General features: G+C 67.7%; 27 protein-coding genes. 22 read left to right on the top strand and 5 right to left on the bottom strand.

Going from position 1 to position 19,973, the window contains the following annotated elements:
- The first annotated feature begins 109 nt into the window (after positions 1–109).
- The 7 genes from pyrF (at position 110) to ABTZ89_RS17970 (ending at position 5,021) form a co-directional block, all read left to right on the top strand.
- Complete coding sequence (pyrF, locus tag ABTZ89_RS18000) at positions 110–958, top strand: orotidine-5'-phosphate decarboxylase (protein ID WP_351045946.1); 849 nt, start codon at positions 110–112, stop codon at positions 956–958.
- A gap of 231 nt (positions 959–1,189) precedes the next feature.
- The gene (locus tag ABTZ89_RS17995; RefSeq protein ID WP_351045943.1) at positions 1,190–1,660 is read left to right on the top strand and encodes a YbaB/EbfC family nucleoid-associated protein; all 471 of its coding nucleotides are present in this window, start codon (positions 1,190–1,192) and stop codon (positions 1,658–1,660) included.
- 11 nt (positions 1,661–1,671) lie between these two features.
- Positions 1,672–1,995, top strand: coding sequence for a hypothetical protein (locus ABTZ89_RS17990; RefSeq protein ID WP_351045940.1), 324 nt, complete (start codon positions 1,672–1,674; stop codon positions 1,993–1,995).
- Entirely contained in the window at positions 1,992–3,266 is a 1,275-nt protein-coding gene (locus tag ABTZ89_RS17985; protein ID WP_351045937.1) for a WXG100 family type VII secretion target, read from the top strand. Before ABTZ89_RS17990 ends, ABTZ89_RS17985 begins: the two co-directional genes overlap by 4 nt.
- Before the next feature lie 8 nt (positions 3,267–3,274).
- On the top strand, positions 3,275–3,964 hold the full coding sequence (locus ABTZ89_RS17980; protein WP_351045934.1) for a hypothetical protein: 690 nt from the start codon (positions 3,275–3,277) through the stop codon (positions 3,962–3,964).
- A 10-nt stretch (positions 3,965–3,974) separates the two neighbouring features.
- On the top strand, positions 3,975–4,670 hold the full coding sequence (locus ABTZ89_RS17975; protein ID WP_351045931.1) for a hypothetical protein: 696 nt from the start codon (positions 3,975–3,977) through the stop codon (positions 4,668–4,670).
- Positions 4,671–4,721: 51 nt separating this feature from the next.
- On the top strand, positions 4,722–5,021 hold the full coding sequence (locus tag ABTZ89_RS17970) for a hypothetical protein (RefSeq protein ID WP_351045928.1): 300 nt from the start codon (positions 4,722–4,724) through the stop codon (positions 5,019–5,021).
- A gap of 82 nt (positions 5,022–5,103) precedes the next feature.
- On the opposite strand, the gene ABTZ89_RS17965 is transcribed toward ABTZ89_RS17970, so the two are convergent.
- The 3 genes from ABTZ89_RS17965 to ABTZ89_RS17955 form a co-directional block, all read right to left on the bottom strand.
- Positions 5,104–6,018, bottom strand: a complete 915-nt coding sequence (locus ABTZ89_RS17965) for a serine/threonine-protein kinase (protein ID WP_351045925.1) — start codon at positions 6,016–6,018, stop codon at positions 5,104–5,106.
- Between the two features lie 38 nt (positions 6,019–6,056).
- Entirely contained in the window at positions 6,057–7,919 is a 1,863-nt protein-coding gene (locus ABTZ89_RS17960; protein WP_351045922.1) for an ABC transporter ATP-binding protein, read from the bottom strand.
- Between the two features lie 65 nt (positions 7,920–7,984).
- A complete protein-coding gene (locus ABTZ89_RS17955) occupies positions 7,985–8,113 on the bottom strand; it encodes a hypothetical protein (protein ID WP_351045919.1) in 129 nt (42 codons plus the stop codon).
- 427 nt (positions 8,114–8,540) lie between these two features.
- Between ABTZ89_RS17955 and ABTZ89_RS17950 the strand changes: the two genes are divergently transcribed.
- From ABTZ89_RS17950 to ABTZ89_RS17930, 5 genes are all read left to right on the top strand, one after another.
- Entirely contained in the window at positions 8,541–9,101 is a 561-nt protein-coding gene (locus tag ABTZ89_RS17950; RefSeq protein ID WP_351045916.1) for a hypothetical protein, read from the top strand.
- A gap of 8 nt (positions 9,102–9,109) precedes the next feature.
- Positions 9,110–9,742 carry a hypothetical protein gene (locus ABTZ89_RS17945; protein ID WP_351045914.1) on the top strand — a complete coding sequence of 211 codons (633 nt, stop codon included), beginning with the start codon at positions 9,110–9,112 and terminating at the stop codon, positions 9,740–9,742.
- A gap of 173 nt (positions 9,743–9,915) precedes the next feature.
- Positions 9,916–10,959 (top strand): serine/threonine-protein kinase, encoded by a 1,044-nt coding sequence (locus ABTZ89_RS17940; protein ID WP_270953353.1) that lies wholly within the window; start codon positions 9,916–9,918, stop codon positions 10,957–10,959.
- Positions 10,956–11,456 carry a hypothetical protein gene (locus ABTZ89_RS17935; protein ID WP_270953354.1) on the top strand — a complete coding sequence of 167 codons (501 nt, stop codon included), beginning with the start codon at positions 10,956–10,958 and terminating at the stop codon, positions 11,454–11,456. The genes ABTZ89_RS17940 and ABTZ89_RS17935 overlap by 4 nt, the downstream gene beginning before the upstream one ends.
- Before the next feature lie 114 nt (positions 11,457–11,570).
- Positions 11,571–12,086 (top strand): DUF3558 domain-containing protein, encoded by a 516-nt coding sequence (locus tag ABTZ89_RS17930; RefSeq protein ID WP_351045909.1) that lies wholly within the window; start codon positions 11,571–11,573, stop codon positions 12,084–12,086.
- Between the two features lies 1 nt (position 12,087).
- On the opposite strand, the gene ABTZ89_RS17925 is transcribed toward ABTZ89_RS17930, so the two are convergent.
- Positions 12,088–13,005, bottom strand: coding sequence for a hypothetical protein (locus tag ABTZ89_RS17925; RefSeq protein ID WP_351045906.1), 918 nt, complete (start codon positions 13,003–13,005; stop codon positions 12,088–12,090).
- 17 nt (positions 13,006–13,022) lie between these two features.
- Positions 13,023–13,238: a hypothetical protein gene (locus ABTZ89_RS17920; protein WP_270953357.1), complete on the bottom strand. Its 216-nt coding sequence runs from the start codon at positions 13,236–13,238 to the stop codon at positions 13,023–13,025.
- A 202-nt stretch (positions 13,239–13,440) separates the two neighbouring features.
- On the opposite strand from ABTZ89_RS17920, the gene ABTZ89_RS17915 reads away from it, so the two are divergent.
- From ABTZ89_RS17915 to ABTZ89_RS17870, 10 genes are all read left to right on the top strand, one after another.
- Entirely contained in the window at positions 13,441–14,250 is an 810-nt protein-coding gene (locus ABTZ89_RS17915) for a helix-turn-helix domain-containing protein (RefSeq protein ID WP_351045902.1), read from the top strand.
- An 18-nt stretch (positions 14,251–14,268) separates the two neighbouring features.
- Positions 14,269–14,472: a DUF397 domain-containing protein gene (locus ABTZ89_RS17910; protein ID WP_351045899.1), complete on the top strand. Its 204-nt coding sequence runs from the start codon at positions 14,269–14,271 to the stop codon at positions 14,470–14,472.
- A 375-nt stretch (positions 14,473–14,847) separates the two neighbouring features.
- On the top strand, positions 14,848–15,327 hold the full coding sequence (locus tag ABTZ89_RS17905) for a hypothetical protein (RefSeq protein WP_351045896.1): 480 nt from the start codon (positions 14,848–14,850) through the stop codon (positions 15,325–15,327).
- A 10-nt stretch (positions 15,328–15,337) separates the two neighbouring features.
- A complete protein-coding gene (locus ABTZ89_RS17900; protein WP_351045893.1) occupies positions 15,338–15,880 on the top strand; it encodes a DUF3558 domain-containing protein in 543 nt (180 codons plus the stop codon).
- A gap of 198 nt (positions 15,881–16,078) precedes the next feature.
- Positions 16,079–17,176 (top strand): hypothetical protein, encoded by a 1,098-nt coding sequence (locus ABTZ89_RS17895; RefSeq protein ID WP_351045890.1) that lies wholly within the window; start codon positions 16,079–16,081, stop codon positions 17,174–17,176.
- A 77-nt stretch (positions 17,177–17,253) separates the two neighbouring features.
- Entirely contained in the window at positions 17,254–18,027 is a 774-nt protein-coding gene (locus tag ABTZ89_RS17890) for an ESX secretion-associated protein EspG (protein ID WP_270953364.1), read from the top strand.
- 488 nt (positions 18,028–18,515) lie between these two features.
- A complete protein-coding gene (gene mihF, locus ABTZ89_RS17885; RefSeq protein WP_179724937.1) occupies positions 18,516–18,833 on the top strand; it encodes an integration host factor, actinobacterial type in 318 nt (105 codons plus the stop codon).
- Positions 18,830–19,432, top strand: coding sequence for a guanylate kinase (gene gmk, locus ABTZ89_RS17880; RefSeq protein ID WP_351045887.1), 603 nt, complete (start codon positions 18,830–18,832; stop codon positions 19,430–19,432). Before mihF ends, gmk begins: the two co-directional genes overlap by 4 nt.
- Before the next feature lie 120 nt (positions 19,433–19,552).
- A complete protein-coding gene (gene rpoZ / locus ABTZ89_RS17875) occupies positions 19,553–19,846 on the top strand; it encodes a DNA-directed RNA polymerase subunit omega (RefSeq protein WP_093154160.1) in 294 nt (97 codons plus the stop codon).
- Positions 19,843–19,973, top strand: a 131-nt coding sequence (locus ABTZ89_RS17870) for a flavoprotein (protein WP_351045949.1), incomplete at its 3' end; no start/stop codon positions are given. The genes rpoZ and ABTZ89_RS17870, both read left to right, overlap by 4 nt.

Here is a 19,973-nt window from a genome sequence, read left to right as displayed (position 1 = left end):
CGGGCTGATGTCGCGGAACAGCACGCCCGGCTCCGGGAAGTCCGGCACCTCGCGGGGTCCGGCCGCTGCAGGCGCTGCAGGCGGCGCTGCGGCAGGGCGGTGAGCAGCGATGACCAGCCAGCTGCGGGAGAGCTTCGGCCGACGGCTGGCCGACTCGACGCGGGCGCGCGGTCCGCTGTGCGTGGGCATCGACCCGCACCCGTCGCTGCTGCTGGCCTGGGACCTCGACGAGTCGCCCCGGTCGCTGGAGCGGTTCGCGATGACCGCGGTGGAGGCGCTGGCCGGTGAGGTCGCGCTGATCAAGCCGCAGTCGGCGTTCTTCGAGGTCTACGGTTCGGCCGGGATCGCGGTGCTGGAGAAGGTGATCCGCGAGTCGCGGCAGGCCGGTGCGCTGGTGCTGCTGGACGTCAAGCGCGGGGACATCGGCTCCACCATGACGGCCTACTCGATGGCCTACCTGGACGAGCACTCGCCGCTGGCGTCGGACGCGATCACGGTCTCGCCGTACCTCGGCTACGGCTCGCTGGCCCCGGCCATCGGCCTGGCCGAGCAGACCGGCCGCGGCGTGTTCGTGCTGTCCCGCACCTCCAACCCGGAGGGCGCGGGGCTCCAGCAGTCGATCCACGGCAGCGGCGACTCGGTTGCCCAGTACGTCGTGGACTCGGCGGCGGAGACCAACCGCGACGCGGAGCCGATGGGGCACGTCGGGGTCGTCGCGGGCGCCACGATCCGCCCCGGCGAACTGGACTTCTCCCGCCTCAACGGCCCGATCCTGGCCCCAGGACTGGGGGCCCAGGGAGCGACCGTCCAAACCCTGCGAGAGGTCTTCGGCCCGGCTTTGCCGAACGTCCTGCCGACGACCTCCCGCGACGTCCTCCGCCACGGCCCGGACCCGGCGTCGCTGCGCGCCGCGGCCCACCGGGTCCGCGACGAGGTCGACGACCTCTTCCGAGGCTGATCAACCGCTGAAGGGCACCTCCCGGTAACTCGCCAGGAGGTGCCCTTCGCGTTTCCGGGCGCGCGGTGAAGTGAGATTCATCGCGAAGGCCGCGGTCTGCTTGGTGGTCGTTTGTTCTGCCGTGACCGATTTCGCTTCATGGGCGGTTGCCGGTGGTTGGGTAGGCTCTGCTCGCTAGATCGGGTGATGGAGGGGCAGACGGTGAGCGGTGCGTCTGAGCGCATTCAGGAAATGATGCGCAAGTTCGAGGAGCAGGCGCAGAAGGCGTCGCAGCTGCAGTCCGCGATGCAGGACATGCAGGGCACGGCGAGCAGCCCGGACCGGTCGGTCACGGTGACCGTGGCGCCGTCCGGCGCGGTGCTGGACCTGAAGCTCGCCCCCAACGCGGTCCGCCAGTCGGCCAACGATCTCCAGCAGCAGATCATGGCGACCATCCGGGCCGCGACCGCGAGCGCGGCGGAGCAGATGAACACCGCGGTGGCCCCGATCCTGGGCGACCAGTTCGACCAGTTCCAGCAGGCCTTCAACGCGGAGGGCATGGCGATCAAGCCGCCGGTGGACGACGAGCCGCCCGCCGCCGCCCGCCAGGAACCGCCCGCCGCCGCCCGCCAGGAACCGCCCGCCGCCCCGGCAACGCCCAAGCGCCCGCGGAATGAAGGTTTCGACGATGACGACTTCTCCGCCGGTTCGTTCATGCGCTGAATGGTGTTGCTGTGACTGATTTGAAGATGACGCCGGAGACGCTGACCGGCCACGGACAGGGCTGCGAGAGCCTCGCCGACAAGTTCGGCCAGCTCGCCGATCTGCTGCACCAGGCCCAGGTCGACGACCAGTGCTTCGGGCCGATCGGTGACCTGGTCGGCCTCAGCAGCATCTACCTGGACAGCGTCAAGGAGTGCCAGGACTTGGCGACCAAGGCCCAGGAGTTCCTGGTCAAGACGAAGCAGTCGCTCGACGACACCGTCAAGGACTACCACGACACCGAGCAGCAGATCTCGGAGATGCTGAAGAAGGCCGGAGAGGGGCTGGCGGGGTGACCGCGCCGCAGGGGCCGGGGGATTTCCAGACCCCGAACCAGGGGGACGGCAAGCAGAAGGACTGGTTCGACCAAGCCGCGGGGCGCGGATCGTCCTACGTGGCGGCGGGCCAGGACCTCAACGACGCGTCGAGTCCGCCCGAGTGGGGCGTCGCGATGGTGTCGATGCGGATGGAGCAGCTGGAGCTGCTGACCAGTCCGGGCCAGTCCTTGATGAGCAACGGCCTGGGCTTCCTGGTGTCCATCGTGCTCAGCCCGCTGATCGAGCTGGTCGAAGTGGCGGTCGGCGACCCCGAGCAGATGCGGGCCACCGGGGAGGGCTGGGAGAAGGTCGCCGGCTGGCTCGACCAAGTCGCGGAGCAGGAGCCGCAGCGGGCGCAGGCGACGGCCGAGACCTGGATCGGCAAGGACGGCGACGCCTTCCGGAAGCAGATGACCGAGTTCGGCGACGGCGTCAAGGCCCTGGCCGCGGACATCCGCGACCTCAAGGGCACCCTGGACATGATCGCCGACATCTTCGACATGGTCGTCGAGTTCTTCGTCCAGACCGTCACCGAGCTGATCATCGGCCTGATCGTCCAGTGGTTGGCGGCCCTGGCGGCGTCGTGGGTCACGGCCGGAGCATCGGTCGGCGCGGCGAGCGCGGGCACCGCGGTCCAGGTCGGTGCCACGGGTGTCCGCATCACGACGCGCGTCATGCAGGTGCAGCGCAAGCTCTTCCAGATGTTCCAGAAGATCGAGAAGCTCCTGCAGAAGCTGCGCGAAGCAGGCAAGCTCCGCAAGGTCATCGACAAGATGAACGACCTGCGCGAGGGCAACGTGCTCGAGAAGGCGATCGCGCGCAAGGTCGACTCGAACCCGGTAGCCAAGTTCCTCACCAAGGCGGACGGCAGCGACCTCACGACGAAGGGCGGCAAGTTCCTCCAGGACGTGGAGAAGCAGCACGCCGGCACGCTCCGGAACTTCGACGACCGCATCGCGAACGCGAGCGGTGATGCCAAGGCCGCGCTCCAAGCGGAACGCGATCAGTTCGTGAAGGACGCCAAAGGTGTTCAGGGGTTGACGCACACAGCGACGTCGCACGTTCTCGGCGGCGCTCTCGGCGGCAAGGCCACCTTCGGTCAGGCGGCGATGGCCGCCGGAACCGATGTGGTGACGGGTGCGGCGATCGAGCAAGGCGCGAACGCGGCGTACGACACGGGCAAGGGCTGGTTCTCCGGGGATCTGTCGGACGAGCAGCGCGATCAGGCTCAGGAGCGTGGTTTCTCGTGATCGAGGTGTTGTCCGCCCGCGCGTTCTGGTGTTCTCCCGATGAACGGATCCTGTGGTGCCATCCGCTTGCACCGGTCAGCACGCATTACGTCCTCTACCAGGTTTCCGGGCTGGACGAGTGGGGCGACAAGCGTTGGACCGCGGGAAAGGTGCTGGGCGGGATCGCCAGCGGTGTTGCTGGGACCGCCATGGAAGTGCTTTCCCCGACGGAAGGCGACAGCTACAGCACACCGAGCATCCAGCATGCCGTCGTGTCCGGCCGCGACCGTGATTGCTTGGCCGTCACCCACCTCGCGCAGTGGCAAACCAGTGGTGTCAACACCAAGGGAGGCGGGCGCGAGTTCGTGTGGGCGCTGACCTCGCACCGACTCGGTCTGCTGGAGTTCGCCAAGAACGAGTCGGACGGCGGTGGCTTGCTGGGCGGGCTGAAGAAGAAGATCGGTGGTTCGGGCCAGGACGATGCCGGAAACGGGCAGCGAGCGGTTCAGCTGCCGGAACTGGTCGTGCACGCCGAGTTCCCGAGGAACATCATCTCGAACGTCGCCGTGGCCGAGCACAAGGTCAAGGGGCAGGAGCGCAAGTTCCTGCGGGTGGCCCTCGCGGACGGATCCGCCATCGACCTGTCCGCTCCCGGGAGCGGCACGTACAGCGACGGCAAGGTCGATCGTTTGCTGGCCATGACCTTCGGCCGGGAATAGGTGTTTGGGTATGCGATCAGAGAAGCAGCTCGTCAAGCTCCTGGAAGACGGGTGGCTGCAGCCTGGGGAGAAGCTGCAGCGGTACGGAGGTGGTGACCGCGAGCGGTTGCACTTCGGGGCGACCATCGGAGGCCACCACCAAGCCCCGTACCAGCCATCGCGCCCTGCGGCGCACAGCTTCGACGTCGACTTCCGCGACGTGCCACATCCGACGGTTCCGGTTCAGCAAGGGCGCTTTCACGGCGACGAGTGGGTTCACGACCCGACCATTCGAGGCTGGGTCCGCGCCGACTCGCCTGAACGAGCGGCGGTCGCATGTGCGGACCTGCTGGTCGCGGCCGGGCCGGAAGCGTGGTTCATCGGTACCGATCGCCGCATCGCAGTCGTCGCCGATGCCTCCGCGGTGGGCGAGCCCGGGCAGGAAGACCAGGAGACCGGCAACGGCTCGGAGGGAAGTGCCAAGGGCTTCGGGCGGTTGCTCGGCAAGGCCCGCTCCGCGGTGAGCGCGGTGACGGAGCTTTCCGAGTCCTTGATCGGTGGATCGGAGCTGGTGACGCTCTGGGAGTGCCCGTTGGAGCAGCTCGCCGAGGCGACGGGGGACCTCAAGGGGCGCACTGCGGATGGCGCCGGCTTCTCCATCAACCGCTTCGCGGACGGCTCCGTCATCGAAGTGGGCACCAAGATCCACCTCAAGGGCTTCATGTAGCTCGCCGCTGACTTGGTGACGGCTCGGTTCTCGGAACACAGGAGAGGTGAAGTGGCTGCTGAGGCTTGGCGGTGGACTGCTGGGCGGGTGTCCGCCGTCGTGGTGCCGTGGTTGCTCATGGCCGGTGGTCTGGCCCTGGCGAAGTTCGATCGTGACAGCGGGCTGGCGTGGGCCGGGCTCATCGTCGGGTTGATCGCGGCCATCTACAGCTCGTTCTACTGGGGCAAGTTCAGCAACAGCGACGGGATCGCCAAGGTGCGGCTCTCGCCGTTGGCCTGGATCGCGCGGATCATCTGCCACGCGCTGTCCCTGTTCTACCTGTTCGCAGCGGCGGTGTTCCTCTTCGTCTAGCCGTCCGGGTTCGTGAGTACTTTGGGGCGCTGGGGCACCCCAAAGTACTCACGAACCTCGCAGCGCCCTGGCCGGAGCGCAGTCATAGCACCGACTCGTGTTCGCCTGGTGGTTGGGGGTTGGCTACTGTGGACAGTGCTTCGGCTAGTTCGGCGATGGTCGGGCGTTGTTGCGGGTGTTGGCTCAGGCATGCGTCGATCGCGGCCGACATCGTGCTGGGCAGCCGTCGTCGGGTTCGGATCGGTGGGGCTGGTTCGGTGAGCTGCGGACAGCGCTCCTGCAGCGCCGAGAGCGAGTCGAACTTCGCGTCTTCGCTGATGGTTCCGGTGTCGAACGGTTGGAATGCGGTTGCCGCTCCGTAGAGGACCAGGCCGATCGCCCAGACGTCGGTTTCCGGGCCCAGCTCGCCGCCGCGGACCTGTTCGGGGGCCATGGCGCACGGGGTTCCCGCTCCGGTGCGGCTGCGGCCCGGTTCGCGGGCGAAGTTCAGATCGATGACCCGCGCCCGGCCCGCGTCCGCGATGATGTTGCCCGGGTTCAGGTCGAGGTGCAGGTAGCCGCGGTCGTGCATGTACGCCATCGCCGAGCACAGGTGCAGGCCCAGGTGGGCGAGCTCGGGGGCGGAGAGCCGGCGGGTCCGCGTTGCGATCAGGTGCGAAAGCGTCGCCCCGGACAGGGTTTCCAGCACCAGCACCGGACCGTTCTCGTCGGCGACGACCTCGTACGCCCGGACGATGTGCGGGTGGGTGAACGACAGCAGCAGGTGGCCCTCGAGCTCCAGCCTCTTCCGGACGCCCTCGTGGTGCGCGCGGTCGGGGCGCACGGATTTGATGAAGCACCGGCAGTAGCGCTCCTCGCTCCAGGCGTCGTACGTGTCGAGTTCCCGCCCGCGGCGCATGTGCTGGATGACCCGGTAACCCGGGGCGATCTCGCTGCCCGGCGGATGCGGTTCCGGCGCGGATTCGGTCGGCCTGGGCGCGGTGTTGATCGCGGTCATCGAATCTCCAATCGGTGGATACCTCCGCGGGGCGGAAGTCACGCTGTCCCTTGCGCCGCGACCGGAGCGGTGTGGTCGCGCTCGTGCAGCCGGTAGAGCTCGGCGTACCGGCCGTCGCGGGCCAGCAGCTCGGGGTGCGTGCCGGCTTCGGCGATCCGGCCGTGGTCGAGCAGCAGGATCTGGTCGGCGTCCCGGACCGTGATCAGGTCGTGGGACACGACGATCGTGGTGCGGCCCGCCATCAGGCGGCGCATCGGCGCGAGCACGCGTTCGGTCGAGGCAGCGTCGAGCCCGACCGTCGGTTCGTCGAGCAGCAGGATCGGGGCGTCGCGGATCATCGCGCGGGCGATGGCGATCCGCTGCCGCTGCCCACCGGACAGCAGCCGCCCGTGCGGACCGACCCGGGTCTCGTAGCCGTCGGGCAGGGCGGTGATGAACTCGTGCGCGTCGGCGGCCCGTGCTGCGCGCACGATCTCGTCGTCGGTGGCGTCCGGTTTCCCCCAGAGGATGTTGTTCCGGACGGTCGTGTCGAGGGCGAGGACGTCTTGGAGCACCACCGCTACGTTGTTGCGCACCGATTTCTGCTGCATGGAGCGCAGATCCGCGCCGTCGAGGGTGATCGCGCCGGAGTCCGGGTCGTAGAAGCGCAGCAGGAGCTTCCCGGCCGTGGACTTGCCCGATCCGCTGGCGCCGACCAGGGCGATCGTCTGTCCGGGCGCCGCGGCGAAGCTGACGCGGTGCAGCGCATCGCGCTCGGTGTGCGGGTACCGGAAGGTGACGTCGTCGAAGGTGATCACGCCGCGAGCGCGGTCCAGTCGCCGCGGGCGGATGGGGTCGCGGACGGTCGGCTGCTGGTCGAGCAGTTCGATGACGCGTTCGGCGCTCGCCGCGGCCGCGAAGACGGTGTTGCTGAGCTGGCCGAATCCGCGCACCGGCGAGTAGAGCTGGCTGAGGACGCCGAGGAACACCAGCAGGCCGCCCAGCGTGATCGTGTTCCGGGTCAGCTGCCAGGTGCCCAGCCCCACGATGATCAGCACTCCGGCCAGCTCCAGGAGCTGGACCAGCGGCGTGAACAGCGCGCGGAGCTTGGTGGCGACCAGCTCGGCGGCGAAGCTGCCGACGTTCTCGCGGTGCAGGCGCTCGGTCTCGGAGTTCTCCCGCCCGTAGGCCTTCACCAGCGCGGCGTTGTTCAGGCTCTCTTCGGCGACCGAGCTGATCGACCCGGTGCGCTCGCGCTTCTCGCGGGAGGCCGCTTTGATCCGGTGCGAGAAGAACCGCGCGGTCAGCCAGAACGCCGGGATGGCCACCAGGGACACGGCCGCCAGCTGCCAGCTCAGCACGAACAGCACCCCGGTGAACAGCAGGATCTTGAAGGCGTAGGACAGCGTCTGGGTCAGCCCGGACAGCACCAGGTTCTCGATCGCGGCGATGTCGCCGGTGATCCGGGACAGGGTGTCGCCGATCTTGCGCCGTTCCAGGAATTCCACCGAGAGCTCGTGGAGGTGCTGGAACAGGTCGGTGCGCAGGTCGAGCAGGAACCGCTCGGCCAGCCAGGTGGACAGGTACCGGTCGCTGAAGGAGACCAGCCCGGCGCACAGCGTGACGCCGATGTAGGCCGCGGCGAGCCACGGGAAGAGGCTGAAATCGCGCGGTACCAGGACCTTGTCGACGAGGACCTTGAAGAACCAGATGTTGGCCGTGCTCAGGACCGGCGCGATCATGATCAGTGCCAGCACCGCGTACAGCCACCTGCGGTAAGGGCGGGCGTACGGCCAGAAGCGGCGGAAGATCTCGCGGACGCTGACCGGCGGCGCCGCTTCGGGCGCTTCTCCGGGGCCGCTCGTGCTGGCCCCGAACAGGTACCGGACTCTGGAGAAGAAGCTGATGTTCGCCATGGTCATCGGGAACCCGGCGGCGGCACCGGTCGTGAGAGGTGCCGCCGCCGGATGATCTAGTTTCCCGGGCCTCAGAAGCAGCCGCAGCCGAAGCTGATGAACCTGCGGCTGCAGAAACGTCGGCTGAAGCCGCGGCTGAAGCCGCGTCCGCTGAAGCCGTTGAAGCCGCCCCAGGCCGGTGCAATACCAGTGAAGACCATGAAAACTCCTCGTGTGTAGTGGTTTTTCGTGTCGGAGGACCCAACCCCCAGCGGGTAATGCCTGTCGGACAAGCATTTTGGGCCCGTATCTGGGCTTTCCTGAGTGCTGGTTGATCAAACGCCCTGGATGTCAGATTTTTTCGGAGCGCTGAGGCCGGATGTTGGCTCCCGCCCAGGAGTTATTTGCGATTGGGAACAGCGTCAACCGACCACTTACCGGGGTGGATCTCGGATAGGGTCGCCGCAACTGGATCGGACCGTCGGCGCGGGGGGCTTGGTGAGCGGGGAGATCGGCGGCGCGTTGGCCGCGCGGGTTGGTTGGTGTCGGCCCGATGAGGCCATCCGGTTGGTCGTCAGGTGCAGTCGGGTCGGTATCCGGTACGACGTCGGCGGGTTGTCCTGGGAGGGCGGCTCGCGGGGTGGCGCCGTGCGGGAGGGGATCGAGCGGTTCGGCGTCGCCGTGGCGGATGTGGTTTCGGGCGGCGATGATTCGGGTGCGACCCCGCCGCGCGTCGTCTACTTCGGACAGTCTCCGCAGGCGCGGATCGTGCGGGCGCTGGAGGCCAGCTGCAAGCCGGACACCGAGTTGATGTGGGTGCTCACCACGCATCGCCTCGGCCTGCTCGAAGTTCTCGCACCCGAGGTCGACGAGGATTCCGGTGGTTCGCTGTGGAGCAAGGCCCGCAAGTTCGGTGCCGGGGTGAAGGACTTCTCCCGCGACGTGGCCGACATCTTCCAGGGCAAGCAGCTCGGCGAGTTCGCCGCGAACACCCCGATCCCGGTCCGTGGGGTGACCGCGCACGTCGAGTTCCCGGCGCAGCTGGTGCGGTCGGTCGCCGCGACGAAGCGGAAGCTGCCCTCCGACTACCGGCCGAGGAAGGTGTTCCCGCTGCGCATCGAGCTCGACGACGGTTCCGGGCTGGAAGTGATCGCGCAGACCGAGGAGGCCGTGGCCCGGCTCCAGGCGATGGTGTTCGGCCGGGCGTAGGGGGCGAAGTGCTGAAGGATCCGTTCAAGCTGGAGAAGATCGCGGCGAAGACCTGGTGCGGGCCGGGGGAGAAGCTGCTGTGGCGGATCGGCCCGCGCTGGGGTCACGTCGCCTTCGACGTCGCCGGCCGTCGCGGTGCTCCGCACCAGCACGACGGCGGCACCCGGAGCAGCACTGTTCCGGAGTGGCCGCTGCCCACCGAGGCCGTCGCCACCGGCCGCTACCACGGCGACGAGTGGGTGCACGACCCGTCGATCTGGGCCTACGTCCACGCCCCGCACCCCTCCGCCGTCGCCGCAGGCTGCGCGGACGGTCTCGTCGCAGGTCAGACCGATGCCTGGCTGGTCCTGTCCGACCAGCGCCTGGCGGTGGTCGTCGCCGCCTCCGCGATCGACGAGCCCGCCAAGAAGTCCGGTTGGCTCTCCCGCGGCAAGTCGGAGGAGGAAACCCTCCGGAGCCTCTGGGAAGCCCCCATCGCCGCGATCCGCCACTTCGGCGCCCTGCAGATGGGCCGCGAGGTGGAGCCGGTGTGGATCGGGCAGGTGGCGTTCCAGGACGGTTCGACGGTGCTGATCCGGATGGAGAACGAGGTCGCGGCGGAATCCGTCGTGACGGCGGGAAATGCGATCTTCGGCGGCTGAGGAATCGGCCGACCGGGGGAGCGCGCCTACCGCAGCTGCCTGATATCTAGACCCGCGCCCAACAGGGCCGTCAACCTGCTCTCGCAGTAGACGTCGTCACCTGGTCGTCTCGCAGGCGCGTACGCCGGTTCGGCTACTGTCATTTCCGGGAGCGCAAGGGACCGGAGGGGTTGATGGGTGAGGCACCTCTGCTGGGTGGCCGGTACCGGCTCGGTGCCTGCATCGGCAGTGGCGGCATGGCCGACGTGCACCGGGCGATGGACACCCGGTTGCAGCGGGTCGTGGCCGCGAAGGTGTTCCGCTCCGGTGCCGACGCCGCAGGTCGGGAGCGCTTCGCCGAGGAGGCGCGGACCCTCGCCGGGCTCAGCCACCCGGGCCTGGTCACGGTGCACGACTTCAGCTCCGATCCCGACGAGCTCTACCTGATCATGGAGCTGGTCGAGGGCCGCACCCTCGCCGACGAGATCCGCACCGCACCGCTCCCGCCGCAGCGCGTCGCCGAGATCGGTTCCCGGCTGGCCGACGTGCTCGCCCACGTGCACCACAACGGCATCCTGCACCGCGACGTCAAGCCGTCCAACGTGCTGATCGCCGGTGACGACAGCGTCTACCTGGCCGACTTCGGCATTTCCCGGTTGGCCGCCGCGGCCGGGCGCATCACCGGCTCGGGCGTGCTCATCGGCACCGCCACCTACATGTCCCCGGAGCAGGTCAGCGGTGGTGAGGTCGGTTTCCCGGCGGACGTCTACGCGCTGGGCCTGGTCCTGCTGGAAAGCGCGACCGGCAGGGTCGAGTACCCCGGGTCCGGTGCCGAGAGCGCGGTGTCGCGGCTGGTCCGGGCCCCGGAGGTCCCGCTGGAGCTGCCCAGCGGCCTGCACCGGGCCCTGCTGGCGATGACCGCGACCGACCCGGCCAGGCGTCCGGACGCGGCGGAGTGCGCGGACCTGCTGGCGGGCCGGTCGACCGAGGTCATCCCCCGCATCCACGCGCCGCAGACCGCTTCCCCGCGCACCGAGGTGCTGCCGAAGCCGCGCCGGAGCCTGAAGCCGTGGCTGATCAGCGGCGGCGGGTTCGCGGTGCTGCTGGCGGCCTTGATCGTGTACCTCGCCCTGCCACCGGCCCCGGATCCGCCGGCCCTGCCGCCGGTGTCCGGCCCGCCGGGCGTGGCGCGACTGCCGGAAGACCTCGAGAACCTGGAGGGGCTGATCCGGGAATGAAACGCCTCCTGCTGCCAGCGCTGCTGCTGGTGCTCACCGGCTGCAGCAGCGCGCCCGACGGGATGGACGCGCAGATCCGCGAGCAGCTGCTCGGACGCGTCGACGACGTGAAAACAGCGGCGCTGAAACAAGATCGGGCTGCTGCGGAGGCGGCGCTGGGCGAGTTGCACCGCGCGATCGCCGAAGCCCAGGCGCGCGGCGAACTCGCCACGGAATCCGCCCGCACGCTGCTCACCGCGACCGAGCGGGTCGCCGAGGACGTCCGCACCATGCCGCTGCCGGAACCCCCGGCGCCCGTCACCGTGACGGTGACCCCGGATCCGCCCGTCGCCCCCGAGCTGCCGGCGGAGGAGAACCGCGTCGACCAGCGCCAGCAGCAGCTGGAGGAGCAGGTCAGGAGGATGCAGGAACTCCGCCAGCACTGGGAGGAGAACCGCAAGCAGTGGCAGAAGGTCCAGGAGAACCGCGGCAACAACAACGGGAACGAGGACAACTGAACGGGAACGTTCCCGGTTGCCGCACGATTGGTTGTGCCAATTTCGCGGGATGTGGCAGGGTGCGCTCGCACTGATCTGATGCGGGCGCACCCCGCGACCCCGAGGAGGCGGAACTTGCGCGAGGGACTAGCTGCCACCGCGATCGCGGCCGGCCTGCTGCTGGCGGGCTGCAGTTCCGGCGCAACCCCACCAACCCAGCCGGAACTCCCGCACCGAGCAGCCCCGCAGAAGTCCCTGACGGCGTCCGACCCGTGCGCCCTGCTCACCGCGGACCAGCTGAAATCCCTTGCCCTGGACCAAGAACCGAAGCCGATCGACCAGGGCTGCGAATTCGGTGCAGGAGCCCCCGACGGCCCCGGCTGGAAGGCCTTCGCAGCGGCGGACGAACACGGCACGTACACCCAGTTCGTCGAAGCCAACCAGGGCGCCCAGAGGCTCGAAATCGGTGGCTACCCGGCGGCGAAGGTCAACGACGCAACGGGCTGCACCCTGGTGCTGGACGCAGCGGACACCGGCTCCCTCCGAGTAACAGCCCTGGTCCGCCCAGGAGCCCCCATCGAGGTGGGCAGCAGCTGCGACGCGGCAACCAAGGTCGCCGAAGAAGCCCTGAAGACCTTGCCGTCGGCCTGACTCACTTGATGTCGGGAGCCCAGGACAGGGCCCACGGCGTGGTGTCGGCCAAGGGGGCATCGGGCAGAGCTGCCGGACGGACGTACTCGACGCGCGTCACGGCATCGGGTTTCGGACCAGCATCGCTCGGGCGGAAGGCCTGCCGGAACATGTATGCGGGCAGGAGGCTTTCCGGGTTCAGGTAGTAGACGATGTCCGCGCCTGCTTTCGTGTTGTCCGCCGTCGGGAACGGGTGCTCCATCACGTTCGGTCCGGTCTTCTGGAACGCCCAGATCAGGTGCTGCATGTCCCAAAGGCGTCCCTCGGCATCCGGCAGCGCCCGCGCTCGCACCGGTAGCCGGAGGTAGGTCTTGCCGTTGACCTCGACCAGGCTCGGGTTTTCGGCGACGAGGAAGCGCCAGGACTCCACGTTCAGCTGGCTGATCATCGTCGTGGCTTGATCAGCGGTGAGTCCTGCCGGGATGATCCCGTCACCCAGGAACGGCCGGTACGGCTTGCAGAGCGGGCTGCTCCCCGGGCTCCAGGTCTGCCGCGATGGGCTGTAGTCGTGTTCGACGTCATCGACGCACTTGCCCCACAACGTGCTCGTCCCGCGCCAGTGCTCGATGGAGGCGCCGACGTAGCGCCGGGTGCGGAAGTCGTAGATCTCGTCGTGCACCTTGACCATGCGTCGTTGGGCGGCCAGATCCGGAGAACCGAAATATTCGCGCCTGGTGTGCAGGACCGGCTGTTGGGCTTGCCGGTAGAACATCTCCCAGAACAGCGCGTTCGGATCGACCTGGTCGATGTTGGCCCGTGTGACCGATCCGTCGAAGGCAGGCCGGGTTTCGACGGGCCGCACACGGTTCGGCGCAGCTGGTGAGGCACAGGCAGCAGCGGTGACCGCGAGCGTGCAGACGGCGAGCAGGATTCGTTTCATCTTTCAGTCGTCCTCGCTCATTCCTGGCCGCAGAGGGCTTCGACGACGTCACGGGCGTCGGCGTTGAAGGCGAGGTCCAGGAAGTAGAGCTTGTCGGCGAGTTCGGTCAGCTGCGCGCGGCTCACCACGACTTCGGTGCCGCCCTGCCTGATCGCCACTTCATCGCGGACCAGCATCGCGATGACGACCTCCTCGCGTCGTTCGTCCGCCGGAATGCGCCAGCGAGCGCACATGTTTCAGCCCTCCCGAATCGGATGTTCGCTTGCTGGAAGGACTCTCCGGAGTTCCCGAGCGGGCACGCAACGATTCTTTCGGGTGACTGGGGTTACTTGACCGGCTGGCAACCAGTGATGGTGATCGGGGGAGCTCAGATCGATTCCGAAACGGGGAGAACGCATGAACGGACGAGCAGGAGTCCCGGTCCGGGTGCGGAGGGTGTCGAGCGAACTGCGAGAGCTGCGCCTGCGAAGCGGCCTAGCAGCAGAAGAAGTCGCCGGAGCACTCGGCTTTTCGATGAGCAAGCTCAGCCGGATCGAGAACGGCCAACGCGGGTTGTACGCGGACGACGTAGCCGCACTGCTGGGGCTGTACCGAGTGCCCGCAGAGCGCCGCGAAACGCTGCTGACGCTCGTACGGACAGCATCCAGCCCGAACTGGTGGCAAGTGCAGGGTGGGCGCTTGCCAGCTCTGGAGGACTTGATTCGCTTCGAGAACGAGGCCGTGACCTTTCACAACTACGAAACGATGCTGGTCCCGGGCCTGTTGCAGACCTCGGAGTACGCAGCTGCCCTCTGTGAGGGGGCGGGTCGCGGCTTCACCGCTTCGGAGGTGCACCAGTTCGTCAACGCAAGGATGGCTAGACAGACCGTCTTGCACTCGGCCAAAGCGCCGAACTTCGTGTTCCTGATCGAGCAAGGAGTCCTGGAGCGGCCCATCGGCGGACCGGGAGTGATGTACCGGCAGCTCATGCACCTGCACAGCTCTTCCAGTCGGGAGAACGTGACCTTCCAGGTCGTGCCAACCTCAGCTGGTGCGCATCCGGGCCTTGACGGGCCGTTCGTGCTGTTCGAGTTCAAGAACCATGAAGATCTCGTCCACGTCGAATGCCGTGGCTCCACGTCGTTTCTAGAGGAACCGGAACACGTTGCCGCGGCGAGAGAAGCCATTGGGCGGTTGTGCGACGTCGCGCTGTCCCCCGAGGATTCAGCCGAACTCGTTCTGCAGGCCGCTGACGGATTGACTTGACCCCCATCAGGAGCAGCCATGGAACATATTGATCTTCCCGCCCTTGGATGGCGGAAGAGCAGTTGGAGTGCCACCTACACCAACTGCGTGGAAGTGGCCTTCGGCAGCTCGTATGTCGCCGCTCGCGACTCGAAAGATCCAGACGGTGACAAGCTGGTGTTCGTCGCTCCCGCTTGGGCCTCCTTCCTCAGCGGCGTTCGTGGCGGACGGTTCGACGGGTAACCAGACGTAGGTGAAGACTGCGGCCTCCGAGTGGAGCTCCACCCGGAGGCCGCAGTCGTTGATTCCTCAACTACGGCCTCTGATCTCTGGCAAGTAATCGGTCGGACTTGCCAGGGGTTGGGGCTGGCTGTCGAGGCCCTGACGTGGTGGTTTCGACTGGGCGGAAGCCGGTTGGTTGCGGACTTCCCATAGCTGACCTGCGCTTACTCCGAAACCCCTGCGCTGTCCACCGAGGTCAAAATCACTCGTATGTCGCAATGTTCTCTGGTCAACTCCACCCCGAAATGATGCCTATGGGCGTTAAAGTTTGCCCCGTTGGCAACGTGAAGGCCGTCGCTGGACCCCGCGACGGTTGGCGAACGAGGGGAGTTCGACGTGTCCGAGGGGGACGGCGGCACATACCAGCCTGTCGACCAGAATCAGATCGACGCGATGCGGGCGACGCCTGGTATCAGCGGCTTCATGGGCAACGCCCTGAATGCCATGACTCGAGCTGCGGACAACGCGGCCCTGGCGTCGGCTCAGTCTGCTGGCGGCTCGATGACCATCGATCCGGATCAGGTCGACAAGCTGGCCCAGTTCTTCCGGGATGAGGCTCAGGCCTTGATGGATCGGCAGATGGACGGCTTCGACGCCGCTACCTACGCGCCCCCGGGGCAAGATCCGGTCAGCACTCAGTCATCGGAGAGGTATTCCCTGGTCATTACTGGTGACGGGCGTTCGTACCTTGAGAACTGCCAGAAGCTCGCCGACGCCTTCACAATGGCAGCCGACAATTTGCAGGACACCGCGCGTCAGACGCGGCTCGATGATCAGAATGCTGCCGACAGCATGCGGGGAGGAAATCTTGCGTAAGGGACTCGCTGTGAGTGCGGTCCTGGCCAGCGTGTTGTTGGCTGGTTGTAGTGCGGGTTCCGAGGGCTCGCAATCGCCTGATACCGATACTTCGTCGACTCAGACTGCTCCTTCGGAGCCGACGCCCGAGCAGTCGTCGCGCACTGCTCCGGTGAAGTCGTTGGAAATCGGTGATCAGTGTTCGGTCCTCTCCGAGGCACAAGCCCAGGAACTGGGCGCTGATCAGGCTCCTCGTGCACGAGAATCCAATGGCAGGCCTGGGTGCAATTACGCACTTGGTCAGGCCGGGACGAAATTCTCGGTCTTCGTCTCTGTCGACAAGACCGAGACGATGAAGAAGCTTGCAGCGGGCAAGCCGGGGTCGCAGCCGACCGAGGTCGCCGGGTATCCGGCGGTGGAGGTTGGCATCAAGACGAACTGCATCGTCTCGTTGGATATTTCGGACCAAGGACAGCTGTTCGTGAACAGTTCGGTGTCATCTGGTGACCCGAACCCGTGCGACTTGGCGAAGCGGTTCGCCGAGGCGGCGGTCAACAACCTTCCTAACGGGTGAGGGGGCGAGATGACGGACACTAGGCACATTGAGCCTTCGAGCTTTGACGGCGCCACTCTGGAGCAGATGCGCGGTTGGGTCGAAGGTGGCACCGCTGAAGGGCTTTACTCGCAGTCCGACTTCTGGCAGCGGGAAAACCAGTATCTCCGAGAATTGCGAACGCGCCTTGACGAAAAGCTCAAGGAAGCTGGCGCGGTCATGCGCTCCGAGTCCGGTGAGGCCATGCAGAACCAGGCCATGCCGCTTGCTCTGTGGACTGAGGTCGCCGCTGACAACGTTAAGGCCCAGTCCGAGCTGATGACGCAGCAGGGCGAGGCGTTCAAGAAGGTGCAGGCCTCGATTCCGGGCAAGGGCGAAGAGCAGCAAGCCCCGGACAGCAACTGGTTCAAGGACACCTGGGACTCCATGGTGAACGGCCAGACCGACGCGGAGGCTGCCAAGGAGCACAACGAGAAGCTGCGGCAGGAGGCTGTTCAGGCCTTCAGCGCTTACGACAGCACTTCGCAGAGCAACGTTTCGTCAAGCGCTGTGTTCACGCCGCCTCCGGACAACGGAGTGAAGGTCGCTGTTTCTGGTTCTCAGCACCCCAACGTTGGTGGGGTGCCGCAGGTTTCCGGGCATCCGGCTGGGACGAGCAGTCAGTCGACCGGCGGTGGCAACACCGGTGGTTCCGGAAGTCTCGGTGGGTACAGCTCGACCACCTCGGCCGGTTACACCGGTGGTTCTGGCGGTTCTGGTGGTCCGGGTCCGGTTCCCGGCGGTACGAGCCCGGTGTGGCGGGTTCCCGGTCCGGGCGGCGGCCCCGGTCAGAACGGGCCCGGTCAGACCGGTCCGGGTGGCGGTCGCGTGCCTGGTCCGGGTGTCGGCGGTCCCGGGATGTTCGGCCCGGGCGGCCCTGGTGGTAGTGGGAGCGGCTCGGGCTCCGGCTCTGGTGGTCGGGGTGTGGGCGCCGGCGGTTCCGGCGGTTCCGGCCGCGGTGGTGTCGGTGCTGGTGGCAGCAGCGGCCGCGGTGCCGGGTCCGGTCCGGGCGCTGGGGGCCGCGCCGGTATCGGCGGGCCTGGTGGCTCCGGGACGGGTTCCGGCTCCGGTTCCGGGTCTGGTTCGGGTGCTGCTGGTGGCCGCGGTGGTGTCGGCGGTGCCGGTGGTGCTGCCGCTGGTCGTGGCCAGGGCAAGCCGGGCGAGGAGGACCAGGAGCACGAGACTCCCGAGTACCTCAAGGGCGACCACGGGTTCTTCGACGACGACATGCCGAAGGTCGCGCCTCCGGTGTTCGGCGACTGGAACCAGCAGCAGTAAGTAGTTCGCAACGAAGCAGTCGATCGCGTGGGCGGCATCGCTCGATGCCGCCCACGCAGCGGTCTGGGGAGAATTCCGTGAAGTTCGAGCTGTCGAAGCAGGCCTTCCACGAGGCGTGGAAGCACTTCAACCTGGGGACCAAGCCGATCGTGCTCAACGTCCTGCCCGAGGGGATCCTGGAGTCCGAGCGCCGCGAGGTCCAGCGCCGGGCTTGGGACGAGCTGAACCGCCTCGGATTCGGCAACGAGATGCGCGAAGAGGACATCTGCGGCGTGTTCCTGCCGCTGCAGCGCTACGAGCGGGCCTTCGACATCACCTTCGGCGAGCGCACCTCCGACGGCGAGCGGAAGACGACCGGGATGGTCGCCAACGTCCGCAACAACGCCACGCTGGCCGTCCTGAACGAGCAATCCGTTCGCCTGCAAGCACTTCCCGCGGACTCCATGGTCCGAGCCCTCCTCAGCGTCCTCCCGGACGACGTGAAAGCGGGCCAGGGACGCGGTGTTTCGCTCCGCAGCGCAGCGATGGCCGAAGCGGCCAAGAACGCGGGCAACTCCGACCGCGCGATGGCCGACGGCCTCGCCCGCCAAGGCGTCAAGCGCGACGACGCCCGCCTGCTGGTCGAGATGGCCGGCGGCGAGCGGACCGCGTGGGCCCAGTTCGGCGCGTCGGTGATGGACGGCCAGGGCAAGCGCCACCGGGCCCCGATGGTGACGAACTTCTTCGCCACCCCCAAGGGCTGGTACATGATCGAGACCAACACCCGGGGCGCGGAGCCCTGGACCACGGTCGCCCCGATCGACAAGCAGCGCATGGCCTCCCGGGTCCAGGACCTCATGAAGACCCTCTAGTCCAGGCGCGCTGAGGAGCTCCCGAACGTCTCCGAACTCCGGGAGCTCCGCCACGCCTGCCCCGCCCGGCCGCGAGTGCGCGTTCCGGGCCTTTCCCCGCCGTCGTGGAGCGGGGTTTCGCGGTGGGGTCTGGATCAATACGGAACTTCCGCGTTGCGGAAACTTCGCGGAGGTTGCAGAGGTCTTGATCACGTTGCGGATGAGGGGCATTTCACCCCGCTTTGACCTGCGAGGACGGCACCGGCATGGCTCAACTGCCCGGAAATCGGACAGATTTGATGAATTTTGCCGAGATTAGTGCACTTCAGCGGCTTTGTTGGTAGTACTTGCAGCGGCACCCCGATCGTGCGCGCCTCGTACGAGCGGGCCTGGTGGCGGACCTGGCTGAATCAGGCTCACAAAAACCGGACCCCAGTGGAACCCGGCAGAGCCGACTCGGTACCGTTCGCCGCACCGATCAAGAGAAACCCCACATCACGGAGGACATGGTGGCCCTTCCCCAGCTGACCGAGGAGCAGCGGGCAGCAGCTCTGGAAAAGGCGGCTGCCGCCCGTCGCGCCCGAGCGGAGCTCAAGGAGCGCCTCAAGCGAGGCGGAACCACGCTGGCGGAGGTCCTGGACACCGCCGACAACGACGAGGTCCTGGGCAAGATGAAGGTCTCCGCCCTGCTCGAGGCTCTTCCCGGCGTTGGCAAGGTCCGCGCCCAGCAGATCATGGAGCGGCTGGAGATCGCCAACAGCCGTCGTCTGCGCGGACTGGGCGAGCGGCAGCGCAAGGCGCTGCTCTCCGAGTTCAGCGGCGAGTGATCGACGCAAAAACCGGCGCTGAGCCGAGGACCGTCCGTCAGGGCGAGCCTCGGCTCACCGTCGTTTCCGGCCCTTCCGGCGTCGGCAAGTCCAGCGTCCTTGCCGAGGTGCGCAGGCAGGCCCCGGAGATCTACTTCAGCGTTTCCGCCACCACCCGCGCGCCCCGCGCCGGGGAGGTCGACGGCGAGCACTACCACTTCGTCGACACCGCCGAGTTCGAGCGGATGATCGAGGCCGGCGAGATGCTCGAGCACGCCCGCTACGCGGGCAACTTCTACGGCACCCCGCGCAAGCCCGTCGAGGAAGCCCTCGCGGCCGGGCGGCCGGCGGTGCTGGAGATCGAACTCCAAGGCGCCCGCCAGGTCCGCCGGGCCATGCCGGAGGCGCAGCTGGTCATGCTGCTGCCCCCGTCCTGGGAGGTCCTGGTCGACCGGCTCACCGGTCGTGGCACCGAGCCCGACGAGGTCGTCGAGCGCCGGCTGACGACCGCGCGCGAGGAACTGGCCGCCGAATCGGAGTTCGACGCCACCGTGGTCAACGCCGACGTGCAGGCCGCGACCAGCGAATTGCTACGATTGATACTTGGCCGCGAACTGTGACGAGCCAGCGGTGAGCAGCACCGGAGTTCGGTCGACCGAAGTCCGGCACCCCGCGGTCCGCATCGCCGCCCCAAGGCAACGGCACCACGCCGCCGTCCACGAGGAGCAGGAGCCACTCACGTGAGCACCCCCAGCGCGCTGGCTGCGCTCAACAGCAGCCCGTCCACCAACACCGCCGAAGGCATCACCTACCCGCCGATCGACGACCTGCTCGAGCAGGTCAGCTCGAAGTACGCGCTGGTGATCTACTCCGCGAAGCGCGCGCGGCAGATCAACGACTACTACGCCCAGCTCGGCGAGGGCCTGCTGGAGTACGTCGGCCCGCTGGTCGAGCCGGGCCCGCGCGAGAAGCCGCTGTCGATCGCGCTCCGCGAGATCCACGCCGGCGTGCTCGAGCACACCGAAGGCGAGTGACCGAACACCGCGCCGAGGATCGCCCGCGGGTGGTCCTCGGCGTCAGCGGTGGCATCGCCGCCTACAAGGCGTGCGAGGTGCTGCGGCGGTTGACCGAGTCCGGTCACAGCGTCCGGGTGGTCCCGAC

Source organism: Saccharopolyspora sp. NPDC002686, from assembly GCF_040295745.1.
GTDB classification, from domain to species: domain Bacteria; phylum Actinomycetota; class Actinomycetes; order Mycobacteriales; family Pseudonocardiaceae; genus Saccharopolyspora; species Saccharopolyspora oryzae.
Note: the sequence above shows the minus strand (reverse complement) of the source record. Positions and strands in the feature narration are given on the sequence as shown.